At 73.3% G+C, this 15,101-nt stretch carries 11 protein-coding genes; 4 read left to right on the plus strand and 7 right to left on the minus strand.

What is annotated here, in order from left to right; all coding sequences use genetic code 11:
• Window position 1: 1 nt before the first annotated feature.
• The 7 genes from NHG27_RS09370 to NHG27_RS09400 all read right to left on the minus strand — a co-directional run bounded on the left by NHG27_RS09370 (window position 2) and on the right by NHG27_RS09400 (window position 9,792).
• Window positions 2-2,032, minus strand: coding sequence for a glycerophosphoryl diester phosphodiesterase membrane domain-containing protein (locus NHG27_RS09370; RefSeq protein ID WP_497016096.1), 2,031 nt, complete (start codon window positions 2,030-2,032; stop codon window positions 2-4).
• A gap of 62 nt (window positions 2,033-2,094) precedes the next feature.
• The gene (locus NHG27_RS09375) at window positions 2,095-2,997 is read right to left on the minus strand and encodes a DUF1353 domain-containing protein (protein WP_497016098.1); all 903 of its coding nucleotides are present in this window, start codon (window positions 2,995-2,997) and stop codon (window positions 2,095-2,097) included.
• 10 nt (window positions 2,998-3,007) lie between these two features.
• Window positions 3,008-4,105, minus strand: a complete 1,098-nt coding sequence (locus NHG27_RS09380) for a 5'-nucleotidase (protein ID WP_497016100.1) — start codon at window positions 4,103-4,105, stop codon at window positions 3,008-3,010.
• Window positions 4,106-4,128: 23 nt separating this feature from the next.
• The gene (locus tag NHG27_RS09385; protein WP_497016101.1) at window positions 4,129-4,674 is read right to left on the minus strand and encodes a hypothetical protein; all 546 of its coding nucleotides are present in this window, start codon (window positions 4,672-4,674) and stop codon (window positions 4,129-4,131) included.
• A gap of 185 nt (window positions 4,675-4,859) precedes the next feature.
• On the minus strand, window positions 4,860-7,673 hold the full coding sequence (locus NHG27_RS09390; RefSeq protein WP_497016103.1) for a multicopper oxidase domain-containing protein: 2,814 nt from the start codon (window positions 7,671-7,673) through the stop codon (window positions 4,860-4,862).
• Window positions 7,670-8,884: a DUF8744 domain-containing protein gene (locus NHG27_RS09395; RefSeq protein ID WP_497016106.1), complete on the minus strand. Its 1,215-nt coding sequence runs from the start codon at window positions 8,882-8,884 to the stop codon at window positions 7,670-7,672. The genes NHG27_RS09390 and NHG27_RS09395 overlap by 4 nt, the downstream gene beginning before the upstream one ends.
• Window positions 8,881-9,792, minus strand: a complete 912-nt coding sequence (locus NHG27_RS09400; RefSeq protein ID WP_497016108.1) for a helix-turn-helix transcriptional regulator — start codon at window positions 9,790-9,792, stop codon at window positions 8,881-8,883. Before NHG27_RS09400 ends, NHG27_RS09395 begins: the two co-directional genes overlap by 4 nt.
• 64 nt (window positions 9,793-9,856) lie before the next feature.
• On the opposite strand from NHG27_RS09400, the gene NHG27_RS09405 reads away from it, so the two are divergent.
• From NHG27_RS09405 to NHG27_RS09420, 4 genes are all read left to right on the plus strand, one after another.
• Window positions 9,857-10,729 carry a DUF2249 domain-containing protein gene (locus NHG27_RS09405; protein ID WP_497016110.1) on the plus strand — a complete coding sequence of 291 codons (873 nt, stop codon included), beginning with the start codon at window positions 9,857-9,859 and terminating at the stop codon, window positions 10,727-10,729.
• Window positions 10,730-11,013: 284 nt separating this feature from the next.
• Window positions 11,014-12,747: an anti-phage ZorAB system protein ZorA gene (zorA, locus tag NHG27_RS09410; protein ID WP_497016113.1), complete on the plus strand. Its 1,734-nt coding sequence runs from the start codon at window positions 11,014-11,016 to the stop codon at window positions 12,745-12,747.
• A complete protein-coding gene (locus NHG27_RS09415; RefSeq protein ID WP_497016115.1) occupies window positions 12,713-13,507 on the plus strand; it encodes an OmpA/MotB family protein in 795 nt (264 codons plus the stop codon). The genes zorA and NHG27_RS09415 overlap by 35 nt, the downstream gene beginning before the upstream one ends.
• 1 nt (window position 13,508) lies before the next feature.
• Window positions 13,509-15,101, plus strand: a complete 1,593-nt coding sequence (locus tag NHG27_RS09420) for an EH signature domain-containing protein (RefSeq protein ID WP_497016116.1) — start codon at window positions 13,509-13,511, stop codon at window positions 15,099-15,101.

The following is a 15,101-nucleotide window of genomic DNA, read 5'->3' on the forward strand; positions in this document are numbered from 1 at the left end:
CTCACCACGCGAGCGCGTCGCGCAGCTCGTCCTCGAGGCGTGCCGACAGGGCCAGGTCGTCGCGCACCGCGGCACGCTCGGTCACGGCACGGCGTGGGCTGCTCGTGATGATGCCGTCGACGCCGCCGCGGAGCTGGGCCCGCATCGCGGCCGGGTCGTTGACGGTCCACACGAAGACGTCGATCCCGGCCGCACGTGCCTCGGCCCGCACGCGCGAGGAGTCCGACGACTGCTCGATCGCGACGAAGTCCACGGGCGGCGTCCCGAGCGGTCCGCGCAGGAACGGGATCACGTAGCCGACCGCGATCTCCGGGCCGAGCGCGTGCACCTCGTCGGCCTGCTCGGGGTAGATCGACTGGACGAGGTACTGGTCCGCGACGCCGTGGGCCCGCAGGAGCGCGACGACGTCCGCGACGAACGTCGGCGTCTCGTGGCCGTGCGCCTTGAGCTCGACCAGGAGCGGCACGTCGAGCTCCTGGGCGCGCTCGACGAACTCCCCGAGCGAGGGGATGGTCGCCTCGAACCCGCCCTGGCGGACGGTCGTCGACGTCAGCTCGTCGAGCGTCATGGTGTGCACGGCACGGTCGGAGCCCGCGAGGCGTCGCAGGGTCAGGTCGTGGAAGACGACGAGCCCGCCGTCGGCGGCCTGGAGCACGTCGAGCTCGACGTAGTCCGCCCCGAGCGCCGCGGCGGACTCGAGCGACGCGATCGAGTTCTCGACGCCGCCGCCCGGGTCCCCGCGGTGCGCGACGACCGCGCCGGGTTCCTCGCGCGCGAGGGTCGTCATGGCGCGCGTGTTCGCGACGGTGACCGCCACGAGCACCAGCACGGCCACCAGCCCGACGGCGGCACGGACCCCGCGAGGTCGGCTCGCCCAGCCGCGTCCGAGGACGGGCGGCACCCGGCCCGACGAGGCGGGGGCGTCGGCTGGCACGCCGACCACGGGAGCTCCGACCAGTCCTGCCCCGTCGTCCGGCGGCCCCGGGTCCCCTGGCACCGGCCCGGGCGAGGAGGCGTCGCCGACGTGAGCCGCGCCGTCGGGCAGCGACTCCTGCCGCTCCCCCGCGACCGCGACGACGACCAGCGTGAGCAGCGCCGCGACGACTCCGACGAGCACGAACCCGACCACCTGCACGAGCGTGAGCGTCACACCCGCGACCACCGGCGCGGCGCCGGGCGCTGCCACGTCCGCGACGCGCGTGGGGACCAGGGCGAGCGTCACGATCCCTGCCGCGACCACCACGACGCCCAGCACGACCACCGCGAACGTGCCCAGGAGACGCGGCCAGAGCCCGCGCGTCGCGCGCCAGCTCGCGGCCATCGCGCCCGACACCGAGGCGTCGGACGTCAGGAGGAACGCGAGCGTCAGGACCAGCCGCACGTTGAGGAACAGGACCCCCGCGAGGAACGCGACGTAGACGGAGAGGCCGCCGTCGAACTTGAGGAGCTCCCCGACGACGAACTCCGGGATCGCGATGCCGCGCACCAGGAACGCCGCCGTCCCGAAGTTGCCCACGGGCACGAGCACGAAGAAGTAGCCCACGAACAGCAGGAGCTGCGGGCCGAGGAGCTTGCGGCTCGTGCGCGCGAGGTCGGCGCCCACGGCCCGCACCGAGACCGTCTCCCCCGCGCGCAGCCGGGCACCGATCGCGAGGAACGCGCCCTGCTGGCACAGGACCACGACCGACGCGACGAACGCCACGACCAGCAGGAGGACCACCGCGACCGGGCTCGACAGGACCCGCAGCACGTTGAGGTGCGTGAGCGCGCCGACCCCCGCCGCCGCGAGCGCCACGTCGAACAGCCACACCTTGAGCGGCACCGCGACGAGCACCGCTGCGCCCTGCAGGAGCAGCACCGCCCGCAGGTAGGTCGGCAGGTGCGCACGCACCGTGCGGGCGGCGGGTCCGAGCAGGGCCGTGCGCGGCGGTCGCTCGACGGCAGGGCGTCGCGGGCGGCCCGCGCCGGGGCGCGGCACGCCCGGACGTGCGGGGGTGGCGCGGGGCGTGGTCGGGCGGGCGGCTCGGGGCACGCCCGAAGCCTATGGTCGGACGGGTGTGCCGTCCCTACCCCGGACCGCCTGCGCGGCTGACTTCACCCGGGCTGCGCGTAGGAGATGCGCACGGTCGGAGCCTCCTGCGCCGTGAGCCCGCCCGTCGGGACACCCTGCGCCCGCACGACGCGGCGCCCCTCCCCCGCGCCCACGACGAGCTCGGTCACGAACGTGAGCACGATCAGCGGGAGCAGCAGAGGCAGCGCGACGAGCCCGGTCCCGACCGCGCCGAGCAGGCTGCCGGTCGCCGCCGGCACCCACCGGGCGCGCTCGGCACCGTCCGCTGCCGGGCGGCTCTCGATCCCCGCCCCGGCGGCCAGGGCGATCAGCACGGTCAGCGCGGCCGCGGTCACGACCAGCGCTCCGACGAGCCAGTCACCGGCCGTCCCCCCGGTCCCCGCGCCGGTCGCCGCCAGGCAGAGCGCGACGACGCCCGCGACGACCGCGAGCAGGAACACGACCGCGACCGGCAGGCTCCCGAAGATCCGGACCGCGGCCCACATGAGCCACCGCCGGACAGGACCCGTGCCGGTCTCCCGCAGGGTGCCGCGGAAGAGGTGGTCGGCGTCGCGGCGCGCAGCCCGTCGACTGCTCGCCGGCCGGTCGGGGTCCGCGAGCGCCCGCGACGTCGCGTCGTGCAGGATCGCGGGCAGCGTCTGGCGGCCGTAGCTCGCGATCACGCCCCACAACGGCATGGGCACCGACGCGAGGTCGGTCACGAGTCCCACCGGGACGGTCTGCTCGACCGACGCCCGGAACCAGACCGGCCCGTCGGCCGACTGCTCGTCGGCCGGGCGCGAGCTGTGGCCGAACGGGGTCAGGACCTCGAACCACACCTTCCAGCGGCTCGTCACGGGCAGCTGACGCAGGTCGACCGTCGCCGCCGGGACCCAGCGCTCCGGCGTCCCGGGGTCGGGCGAGGGCAGCGGCGCGAGGAACGGCACGGCGGGCGCCTCAGCCGACCGGGCCCGCGACGACGGCAGGCACGAGTGCCTCGCCGTCGGGGTCGGGCTCGACGGGGACGGCCGCCACCGGCACCTCCTCGTTCGTCACGCCGTACGGCACCAGGACGCTCGCGACCTCGCGCGCGACCGGGTCGAGGTGCCCGCGCTGGTCGTCGAAGAAGATGTGCGGGCGCAGGACGCGCAGCACGCGCCCCTTGTCGGCACCGCCCATGAAGAACGCGTCGTTGACCGTGACGCCCCACGAGCGCAGCGTGTTCACGGCCCGCTCGTGCGAGGGCGCGCTGCGCGCGGTGACGATCGAGACGCGCACGCGGGGGCGGTACGTGGGGTCCTCGACCGCACGCTCCTCCTCACGGCGCTGGATCGTGCTCAGCGCCCGCAGGAACGGCAGGATCGGCCCGGCATGGTGCTGGGTGACCTTGCGTGCGCTCTCGTACTCGTGGAACTGCTCGAGCCCGTCCGACTGGAAGATGCGCTCGGCGCTGTCGTCGGCGAGCACGCCGTCGAAGTCGAAGGCGACGCGCAGCTCGGTGTCAGCCGTGTCGTCGCGCGCCCCGGGCGTCCCGCCCGGGGTGACGGACGCTCCGGGGGTGCGCTCCGCCGTCGGGCCGGACGAGGCGCCCTGCCCGACGGCGGCGCTCCCCAGGACCTGACCGGCCGGGTGTCCCAGCAGGGTCGCCGTGCGGACGTCGCGGGCGTCCCCCGAGAGGAAGAGCGAGATGTTGAGCGCCGGGATGTACGCGTACGGCGCGACCCCCTGCGTGAAGATCGACCGGCTGATCGGCAACCCGTGCGCCGCGACCGAGCTCATGACGCGCAGCCCCGTCGTCGGGTCGTTCTTCGACAGGACGAAGACCTCGACGAGCGGGTCCTGCGGGCTCGGCGACAGGTCGTTGAGGCTCAGGAGACGCTGGACGAACTCGAACGCGACGCCGGGGCGCAGCGTCCGGTCCAGGTGCTCGTCCTGGTAGGCGCGGTACGCGTCGATCCCCTGCTCGTCGAAGACGCGCTGCGAGTCGGACAGGTCGAACAAGGCGCTCGAGGAGACACCGACGACGAGCCGGTGGTCGAGGTCGTAGGGCGGCACGGGGCTCCTTGGTTCAGCGGCGGTCAGGTCGGCTCGGCCCGGCCGGCGGGCTCGACGGGCCGGAACACCGGGTCCTGCGGGTGGCGGCGACGGTACCGCACGACGCACTCCTTGCACATGGGCATGGTCGGCAGGCGCGCGGCCTCGCGCGGCGTCATCTCCCCGATGACCTTGGCGCCGCACAGCCCGCGGTCAGGGTGCACGATGTGCCCCCACTCCGACTCCCACCGGTACCCGAACCGGTACGGCGGGCGGACCTGGAACTCCCGCACCTGCGGCGCCGAGCGCAGCGCCTTGGCCTTGTCGATGCCGTCCTCACCCCCCGCCCCGTACCCCTGGGGCTGCCGCTGGCACACGTGCCGGACCCGGAACGGCATGGTCGGCCTGTACGCGAGCTGGGTCCCCGGCACGGCTCCCCGGTTCGACGTCAGGAACCAGCGCACCTCGTCGCCCGCGTGCACGCTGCGGACCTCGTCGAGCGCGAACGCCCGACGGCGCCCGTCGTAGCACGGCAACCACTGCACGTCGCCGCCGCACTGCTCGCAGCGGCCCAGGCGGACGTCGCTCATGCGGGGCCCCCGGCGCGGAGCGACGGCGCGACGGCCACCGGCACGGGCGGCGGGACGACGGGGGTGCCTGGCGGGCGGGTGCGCAACGGACTCCTCCGGCAGGTGGTCGGGACGGGTGGTGCGGCGCGATCGATGGCGGCCCAGGACACTGTACGTCTGCTGTCGGCGCCGGGCGGGCACGTCGGCTACCCGTCCTCGCCCGACGCGTCGGCCTCCGTGACCGCGAAAGTCCCGTGCGCGCCGCGCTCGGCGTCGATCATCGCGTGGCTCACGAACGGGTACCGGCCGGCCTCGGGGAAGGTCATCTCGACGAACCCGCCCTGCGCGACCGCGAGCCCCAGCACCTGCGAGCCGCCCGCCTCGGCGTTGCCGGGACGCAGCCGGTAGGCGCCCTCGCTGAAGACCGTGTCGAACTGGCCACCGACCACGTGGAACGACGTCCCCCGGTTGGGCCCCGCCGCGAGGACCCACACGCGCACGCGCTCGCCCACCCGGGCCGGCAGGGGCTCCGCGTCGTACTGGTTGGCGTAGCCGTTGAAGGCCACGACGTCGGGGTCGCCCGTCGCGAGCCGGTCCACGTCGACCTCGCCGCCCTGCGGACCGAGGTAGTACTCCGACTGGACCAGCAGGTACTCGCGGTCGACCGGCGCGAGGCCCGGCGGGTCGATCACGACCGCCCCGAACATGCCGTTCGCGATGTGCGCGGACATGGGCATGGTCGAGCAGTGGTACATCCACACCCCGGACATCGTCGCCGTGAACGTGTACGTCAGCTCCTCCCCCGGTGCGATGGTGCGCATGGGACCGTCAGGGGCGAGCGCCCCCGCGTGGAAGTCGATCGAGTGCCCGATCGTGCCGTCGTTGACGAGGGTGATCTCGAAGCGGTCCCCGACCTTCCCGCGCAGCGTCGGCCCCGGCGCGCTGCCGCCGAAGGTCCAGAGCTTCTGCGTGACCCCGGGCGCGACCTCGGTCACGAGCTCGGAGACGGGCAGCCGCACGCGGTGCACGGTCTCGGCGCTCGCGGGCGCGAGCTCTGCCGGGTGCGCCGTGAAGTCGTCGCCCGGCGTCGCCATGAAGTCCAGGTCGGTCGCGGCGCTCGCGGCGCCGGACCCGTCGTCCGAGCCGCCCGCACCGTGGTCCATGCCCGCCATGCCGTCGTGCCCGGCCGAGCCGGAGCCCGTGGCAGTCTCTGTCTCCTCGTCGGCCAGGCTCGTCGCGTCCGCCGACCCGCCCGTCGGCTCGATCGAGAGCACCATGCCCATCTGGCGGTGGCCCACGACCGTGCACCAGCCGTCGATCGACCGCCCCACGACCCCGACCTCGAACGTCTCGGTCTTCCCGGGCGCGATCCGCCCGCTCGTCTGCCCGGTGTCGAGCGCGAGGTCGTGGACCGTGGTGTCGGTGTTGGTCACGACCAGGACGAGCCGGTCCCCGGCGGGGACCTCGATCTCGCTCGGCACGAAGCGCATGTCCGCGGCCTCGACCTCGACGGTCGTGGTGCGGCCCGTGGCAGCCACGGTCCCGGACGCGCCGGCGGCGGACGTCGCCCCGGTGCCGAGCGCGGCCGGGTCGAGGGCCACTCCCCCGGCCGCGACGAGCAGCAGCACGCTCAGCGCGGCCACGGCCAGCCCCTTGCGGCGCGGCCCCGTCACGGCCTCGACGGGCGGCGCCTGGCGCCCGCCGGACCTCTCGCGCGTCTCGCGGCCGAGCGCGTGGGCCGCGGCGACGTCGTCGGGCGCGGGCGGGACGGAAGGCGTGCGGCGCGCGCGACGACGGGCGCGCAGGGCCCCGACGAGCAGGGGCAGGAACGCGACGAGGGCGCCCAGCGCGACGAGCGAGGCGAGCACGTGGACCAGGCTCGGCGCGGGCAGGACGAACAGCACGAGGGCCCCGTCGAACAGCACGACCCGCAGCACGGCCCCGCGCTCGAGCACGGCCGCGGTCGAGCGCACGGCCGCGGGGCCGCCGCCCAGCACCACGGGCACGAGGTAGGTGAGCGCGCCGAGCAGGATCTGGGCCGCGAAGCCGGCGACGAGCGGCACGGTCACGATCCCGACGCGGGCAGCCGCCTCGGCCCACGTCCCGCTCAGCGCCAGGACCCCGACCAGCGTCGCGAGCGACCCCACGAGCCAGGCCAGCGCGCACGCCGCGGACCACGTCGCGAAGGTCGCGGGCGGACGCCGTCGGGCCGCGGTGACCAGGGGGCGCACCGAGACCAGGACGCCCGCGAGGTACGTCGCGAGGCCCACGGCCGCGACGGGCGGCGCGGACGCCAGGACCGCGGCGACCCCGCCCGCCAGGCCGACCAGCATGAGGACGAGGGTCGTGCGCGCGGCGCGGGGCGCGTCGTCGGCCATCCTGGTCCGCAGCATGGTCGGCCACAGCGTGAGGAGCGTGCCCATGACGGTCAGGCCCACGAACCCGAGCAGGTTGAGGCCCGCGTGCGCGAGGACGACGCGCGGGTGCCAGGCCTCGTCGAGACCGCGCGCGAGCGTCGCGCCGAGCCCCGCCCCGAACGGCAGCAGCCAGGCCGCCGCGACGTAGAAGCCCACGCAGACCCGGAAGCGGGCCGCGAGCGCCCGACGCGACTGGAGCCACAGCGCCGTGCCGTGCGCGGCGACCGCGACACCCACGCCGACGGCCCCGACGAGGGTCACGACCCACGCCGCGGTGACCATGCCGGCGACCGTCGCGGCGACCGCGACGTTGAGCAGCACCAGGCGGGCGGCCTGCCAGCGCCGCGAGGCGGGCGTGACCCGTCGGCTCAGCAGCGCGTCGGTGAAGTGCTGGCTCCACACGCAGATCGCGTTGGTCACCGCGCCGAGCAGCAGCAGGTGCACCAGCAGCCACGGGGACGCCGGGATCCACCGGTGGCCCACGGCGACGACCACGGTCGCCACGAGCCAGCCGACCACGGGCGCGTTGGCCCGCAGGTGCCAGGCGGCGCGGTCAGCCAGGGGCTTGAGGGGTGCGGGGGCGGGCGACAGGTCGAGCTTCACGGAGCGGTCTCCTCGGCGGGCGCGGGCCCGACGGCGTCGCGCGCCCCGGGTTCCGGCGTGCGGGTCGGGTCGGGGTGCGGGGTGAGGGGGGCGGGTGTCGTCGGTGCGGTGGGCCCCTGCCCGCCCGACACCTGTGGGCGGGCGGCGCGCGCGAGGTTCGCGCGCACCCCGACCGAGACCATGACGACGACGAACGCGAGCACCGCCACGACGTCGAGGACGCCGCCCACCTGGTGCGCGACGGGCAGGTCGCGCGCGTCGCCCAGGCCGAGCCTGACCAGGAGGCCCAGGTGCAGGAGCACGGCCGGGCCGTACAGGAGGGGCGTGTACGGCAGCCGGACGCGCAGCACCGCCGGCAGGATGACCGGGGCGTGGGCCATGATCATCGAGATCGTGAACCCCAGGAAGACGGCGTGGATCACGGCGTCGTAGCCCGGTCCCGTGGCCTGGCGCCCGGCGAGGAGCCAGATCGCCCCCGCGACCGCGAGCCACGCGTAGGCCGCGAGCAGGCAGGCGGCCATGTAGCGGGCGAGGCCGGTCGAGCGGATGGTGCGCCGGGCGACGTCGTGCACCGCGAGCCAGCCGCACAGCGTCAGGACCGCGGCCCCCAGGATCGCGTAGCCCACGGTCGGCCACAGCAACGAGGCCACGCACCCGACCGCGAGCGCCCAGCAGACCCACAGGACCGTGTCTGCTCCGCGGGACCCCAGGAACGCGACCCGGGCCAGCTCGAGGCGCTCGCCCGCGATGGTCGCCACGACGAAGCACGCGAGCCACGGCAGCACGTCCGCGACGCCCGTTCCCCCGAGCCACAGCAGCGCGCCGCACGTCGCGAGGACCGCGCCGAGGAGCTGGACGAGGACCGCGTCGTCGTGCTGGCGGCGCCACAGCGGGACATAGACCAGGCACAGCGCGGCGCACCCCGCGACGAGGAGCACCTGCCCGACGACGAGCGGCGCCGGGCCGAGCAGGAACAGTGCCCCCGCGCCCAGCAGCGCCGGGGCTGCGAAGCCCTGGCGCGTCCGCAGCGCGACGGCCCGTTCGAGCGCGATGACCGTGCCGACGAACCCCAGGACGAGCAGCACACCGTGGACGACGGGCAGGCGGTCGGTCGTGACCGGGGCCGGCACGTCCAGGAGCAGCAGGGCCGCATCGAGCCCGGCGAGGAGAGCGAGCCCGGCCGGGAGCATCAGGACCGCGCGACGCGTCACGACCGCTCGCTGCCGGTGCTGGTGCTGCTGCTGGTACCGGTGCTGTCGTGCCGCGCCCGCGCGGGACTCGCCGAGGCGGTGGGCCGGAGGTGCAGACGGCACGCGCCCGGCTCGGCGAACGGCAGCAACGACGTGCCCTCGACCGGGGCGCCGAGACGCTCCAGAGCGCCCTGGGCGAGGCCGAGGTGCACCGAGCACACCACCTCCGGGTTGCGGTACGCGGCCTCGAGCAGCGGGCACCGGGTGAGCGCGACCGAGGCCGCGTCGTCGTCGGCACGCGGTGCGAACCCCAGACGGTCCAGGAGATCGACGACCTCGCGCCGCGCGGACCGCCCGGCGTCGCCGGGTCCTCCCGGACCCGTCTCGTCGCCCTGCGGACCGCCGCCCGCGCTACCAGGGTGCCCGACGCCGTCGGGCGCCCCCGCGGTGCCGGCCGTGCGCTCCGGGCTCACCGCCGGGTCGGGGGCCGCGACGAGGTCGGCACCCCAGGCGCGGCCTGCTGCGAGGGCGTCGCCGACGGGGTCCGCGCTCGACCGCGCGATCTGGGCCGCGAGCGCCGAGGCCAGGCCGGCGTACTCCGCGGCGCCCGCGGTCGTCGGGGACTCCGTGACGGGGGCGTAGAGCCGGGCCGGCCGGCCGCGCCCGCGGGCCGGGGCGTTCGCGCTCGTCGCGAGCCCTGCCTCGACCAGGCCCTCGAGGTGCTCGCGCACGGTGTTGGCGTGCTGGTCGAGGGCCGTGGCGACGGAGCTGACGGAGCAGGGCTCGGGCTGTGCGGCCAGGACGTCGAGGACGGCGAGGCGCGCCTTCGACAGCCTTGGGGGGCGCACCGCGCGGCGCGTGAGCGGGGGGCCGTAGCCGGGGCGGGGGGCGGTCGCGTGCCCGGCGGGGAGGAAGTCCGTATTTTCCACGGAATAAAGTGTACTAATGTCAGAGGCGTTCGGAAACCACGCCCGCCCCCGGAGGTCCCCCGTCATGAGCAGCATCGTCCTGGCCACGTCGGCCGAAGACTCACGCGCCGTCGAGGCCGTCGTCGCCCACCACACCGAGATGAACGGGACCCTCGGGATGCTGGTCGAGGCGCTGACCCAGGCCGTCGCGTCGGGCGCACCGTCCGCCGCGGCCCACCGTCGGCTCGCCGACTGGACGCGCTCCGACCTCCTGCCGCACGCGCAGGCCGAGGAAGAAGCGATGTACCCGCACGCGCACCGCGACCCACGAGCCCGGCTGCTCGTCGACGCGATGATCGCCGAGCACCGCGTGATCGGCGGGCTGGTCGACGCCCTCGACGGTGCGACGGACCCCGTCCGCGCCGCGGCCCACGCCCGCGCGCTCCAGGTGCTCTTCGAGACCCACCTGACCAAGGAGAACGAGCAGATCCTGCCGCTCCTCGCACTGTCCACCGACGTCTCGCTCGCGGGCGTGCTCGACGGCATGCACGACCTGCTCGGACACTCGCACGGACACTCGCACGACGAGGCCGGGGCGCCCGGCTCAGGCGAGGGCGCGGGGGGCGGCTGCGGGTGCGGCGGGGAGGACGGCGCAGGGTGCGGGGGCGCAGCGGCCGAGACCGAGGGCGAGGCCCCGGGCCGCTCGTGCGGCTGCGGCGGGCACGACGACGCCGACACCCTCCCGGTGCTCGACGCCCGCGCCGTGCCGCACGCGATCCGGCACGCGACCATCTTCGGGGCGCTCGACGGCGTCGCGCCCGGGGAGGGCATGGTGCTGCTCGCGCCGCACGACCCCCTGCCTCTCCTGGCCCAGGTCGACGCCCGCTGGCCCGGGACGTTCGCCGTCGAGTACCTCGAGCGCGGCCCGGAGACGTGGGCGCTGGCGTTCACGCGCTGAGACCCGCCGGCGGCTTCCCGCCCGGGCCCCGGGAGGTCCGTCTCGCCGAGCACGAGGTTGTGGTCGTTCTTGGCTTCAGAACGACCACAACCTCGTGCTCGGCAGCCGCACAGGACGCCCAAGCCTCGCCAGCGACCCGGCGACCCGCCCGGAACGGCGCCCACGGAGAGGTTCGTCACCCGGACGGATTATCTGCAGTTCACGCTCACATGGGACCATTTCGCGAGCCTCCCGACGATGTCGCGATCGAGGCCTCCTTCCGCGCGAAAGGCAGTACCCCGCTGATGTCCGACGACGGCATCCTCAAGTCCCTCCAGAACCTGCTTCCGGACTTTCCGGCTGCCCTCAATGGCGACACGCATGCGTTGATCGTGGTCGTCTTCGTGGTCCTGATCATCGGAATCGCCGGCTGGGCGCTGCTGTACACAGCCATCCAGTACAGGGCTGCGACGAACGCCATCGCATCAGTCGCCAGAATGCTCGACGGTGTCCACCAGGACGAGCTGCCTAGGCTCCGGAGCGAGTTGCTCGCGACGTCGGAGAGTATCTCGGCGTCGAGCGAGGTCGGCGCCCTCTGGCGTGAGTTCGACGAGACCCTCGTCGAATCGGACGGCAGGCTCTGGAACACTGTCGAGGCGGACCACTACTTCAACACCGACCGGCTCGCGCCGCGTCTGGTGAGCAACCGGCTCTTGACGGCGGCCCCGGCCGTCCTCACAGCCGTCGGACTGCTCGGCACGTTCATCGGCCTGGCCACGGGCCTGAACAGCCTCAACCTCAGCGAGAGCGCGACGGTCGAGGAGATGCGCTCCGGTATCGAAGGACTCGTAGCGGGGGCCGGCCTCGGCTTCACCGCCTCCGTCTGGGGCGTCTTCTTCAGTCTCGTGGTCAACATCATCGAGAAGCTCGCCGAGCGACGGGTAGCAGCTGAGACGGCACGGCTCCAGTCACGGATCGACGAGCTCTTCGTCCTCCATTCTCCCGAGCAGTCGTTCGTCGAGATCGAGAAGAACACCCACGACTCCGCGATCGCCCTCAACGAGCTGCACGAGAAGATCGGCACCCAGCTCCAAGAGGCTGTTGCCGGCATCTCCCAGGAGATGCAGGACGCGATGGTCCGCGCCATCGAGACGTCGATGGCCCCCTCCATGGCGTCGCTCGCGGAAAGCACCGCCACGCAGTCGGCTGAGGTCTTCGAGAACCTCGTCGACAAGTTCGCGGCCGCGTTCCAGTCGATCGGAACGCGTCAGGCCGAGCAGCTTGGCGCTGCGTCCTCGACCTTGGACGCCACGGTGACGTCCGTCTTTGACCGTGTCGGAGGCGCGATCGATCAGCTCCAGACGAGCGCCGCCGCACAGTCGAACGCCACGGCGGAACAGGCCGAGGCCTTCCGCGAACAGCTCACCGAGCTGTCCGAGCTCACGGCACGCCAAGCCCGCCTGCTCGACGGCTCTCTCTCGGCGATCACCCTGGGCCTCGACTCGGCGGCCACGAAGATGGGGACCGCGACCACGTCGCTCGACACGTCGTCGACCACCTTGCAGGGCACCGCACGAACGTTCGCGCAGACGAGCGAACGCTTCGAGTCGTCATTGAACGCGGGCGCCCGGGCGCTCGAGGGGACGGCCGAGGCCCACGCGCAGGCGGCTTCGACCCTCAGCAACCACACGAAAGCGCTCGAGCAGATCAACTCGGCCTCGCTCGACGCGACCGAACGCCTCACCCAAGCGGCTCGGGCTGCGGGGACGAGCTTCGAGACCATGCAGGTCCACCAGAGCCGTTTCCTGAACGACCTCAGGTCGCAGGTCGACAACCACTCCGCCTCGCTCAAGGACTGGCTCGACCAGTACTCGGACCAGGTCCACCACCAGACCTCCGAGCGGATGAGCGACTGGAACAAGCACACGCACGCGTTCTCCTCGCACATGCTCGACGCGACCAACGCGCTCTCCGAGGTCATCGCCGAGATGGAGGTGAGGATCGGTGCGCAGGACGCGGGGAAGAGCTCGCTCTCGTGAGGAGGCGGAGAACCCGTACTGGATCTCCTTCTCGGACCTCATGACGGCTCTCTTGGCCGTCTTCATCCTGGCCGTGGTCGCACTGGTCCTCCAGCTCACGGAGAAGCAAGAGGCCCTCGCCGCCGAGCAGAAGACCGCACAGGAGCAACGCAGCCTGTTCTCGGACCAGATCACCTCCCTGCAGCACGCCGAGGAGGTCCGGTCGGACGTGCTGGTCGAGGTGGCCACGACGCTCCAGGCGCAGGGTGTCGACGTCATCGTCAGCCAGGACAACTCGGTGCTGAGCATCCCGACGGCCCTCCTGGGTTTCGACTCGGCCTCGTTCGAGATCCGGCCCGAGCACCGGGACGTCGCCCTCGCGATCGGGGCTGCGATCGACGACTCCTTGCGCTACGACGAGCGTTTCCGCTACCTCGACACCGTGTTCGTCGAGGGTCACACCGACAACCAGTCGTTCGACGGGCTCGAGGGCACAGGCAACTGGGGGCTCTCCACGTTCCGTGCGATCTCGCTGTGGCGCCTGTGGGAGACCTCGTTGCCCGACGGCGGAGGTCTCGACGACCTGCGCCGTACGGACGGGAGCCCCCTGTTCTCCGTCTCCGGCTACGGTGAGACGCGACCCGCGACGACCGTCCAGGAGAGCGAGGCGGATCGCGCCGCGAACCGGCGCATCGACGTGCGGTTCACCGTGATCCGTCCGACGGCGGAGGATCTTTCGGCGATCCTCGAGGATGCCGACGCGACCGGCCAGGTGCCCTGACGTGGGGACCAGGCCCGAGCTCTTCCTCCCCGGATGGCCTGCCGGGTCCTTCGACTCGTGGGACCGGCTCACGGACCGTGCCCAGCGCCTCACGGCCCGCGCCGGCACGGGCCGACAGTTCGACCTGCTGCTCGCCGAGGTCCGCCGCCTGATCGACGCGGGGCGGACGGATCTGCTCTCCGCACGCCTCCCCGAGCGCCGGTTCGCCCGCGCCGTCGTGACGGTCTGGTCGGAGGACCGCGAGCGTGCCCGCGCGTCGATGACCCCGGCTGTCGTTTCGCTGCTCGTCGACTCGCAGGCCCCTCGTCCCTCCCGGTTGCTCGTCGCGGCGCTCGCCTCGATGTTCCTGACGCACTTCGACCGCCTCGACTCCTGGACCCCGGGCCTGTTCGCGGCGACGAGCACCACCGTGGAGCGAGCCGTGACGCAGATCCCGGTCCGTAGGACTCGCGCGGAGGCGCCGCCCCCACCCCAGGCAGGGACCTCCGTCCAGCCTCCCTCATCATCGTCGTCGAACCCGCCCGCGAGCCGCGACATCGTCGACGCCTTCCGGTACAACTCCGAGTTCCTCCTCGACACCGAGGCGCCGCGGGCCGTCGCGCAGGGGCTGAGAGCCACGGGAATGGCTCTGGTGGACTGGCTACGTCTCGTCGGTGTCAACGGGCACGTCAACGGCCGGTACGGCATCCGCGTCCGTGAAGCCGTCTTCCTCGAGGAGATCAAGGCGGCCGACCACACGCGCGCCGACGGGCTCGGCTTCCTTGCGGAGCTCACGTCGAAGACCGTCGTGGAGTCCTTGGGCACGAACGACATGTACTTCGGGCACCAGATCCTCGTCGCCATGACGGACAAGCCGGACACCGCTCCGTGCGACGAGTGGCTCGACGCGATCGTGAAGATCGGTGGCGACCCACGACTCCAGCGACAGGCGCAGTGGCACACCTGGTGGGAGCCGCTACCCCAGGCTGCCCGCGACAAGGCTGTCCGGTGGATGAGCGTCGAGGATCTGCGGCTCTTTCTTACCGCCGTGGAGAACCATGGCAAGCTCACCCGCAACGCAGAACTGCAGCGAATGTTTCCGGCTCGCAAGGAGTTCCTGTGGGGACTGTACGAGAGCGGTCTGGTGCGTGAGTCCCGGGTCGTCCTGGGGTCCGGCGCTCGGACGTCGGTCCAACGGCAGATGGGACGCCGGCACATCAACGCTGCGAGCCTCACGCAACGTGCCGACACCGCGATCGTCATTCTGGACTGCGGGGACTTCCACGTCGTCGAGGGGTCACACAGCTTCAAGTTCTGGATCTACGCGGGCCGCCCCACTGCGCCGCTCTTCGACTACTCCCATCGGGTCTTCACCCCGGACCAGCTCATCAAGGACATCCCCGCGGCTCACTCACAGGCGCATCCTGCTGGCAGGCGGGCCCACGTGGGTATCACCCACGCTGCCACGACATGGCAGAACCATGCACTGAACTTCCTGATCGAGACTCTCGGTGCGCCGGTGGACCCGCAGAGCGTCCTCACTCCCGAGGACTACTCGACGCTCAAGCACCGTTTCGGCCTCCCGATCCACCACCGCACCCCGCTGAGGAGCTGA

Source organism: Oerskovia sp. 140933, from assembly GCF_059651515.1.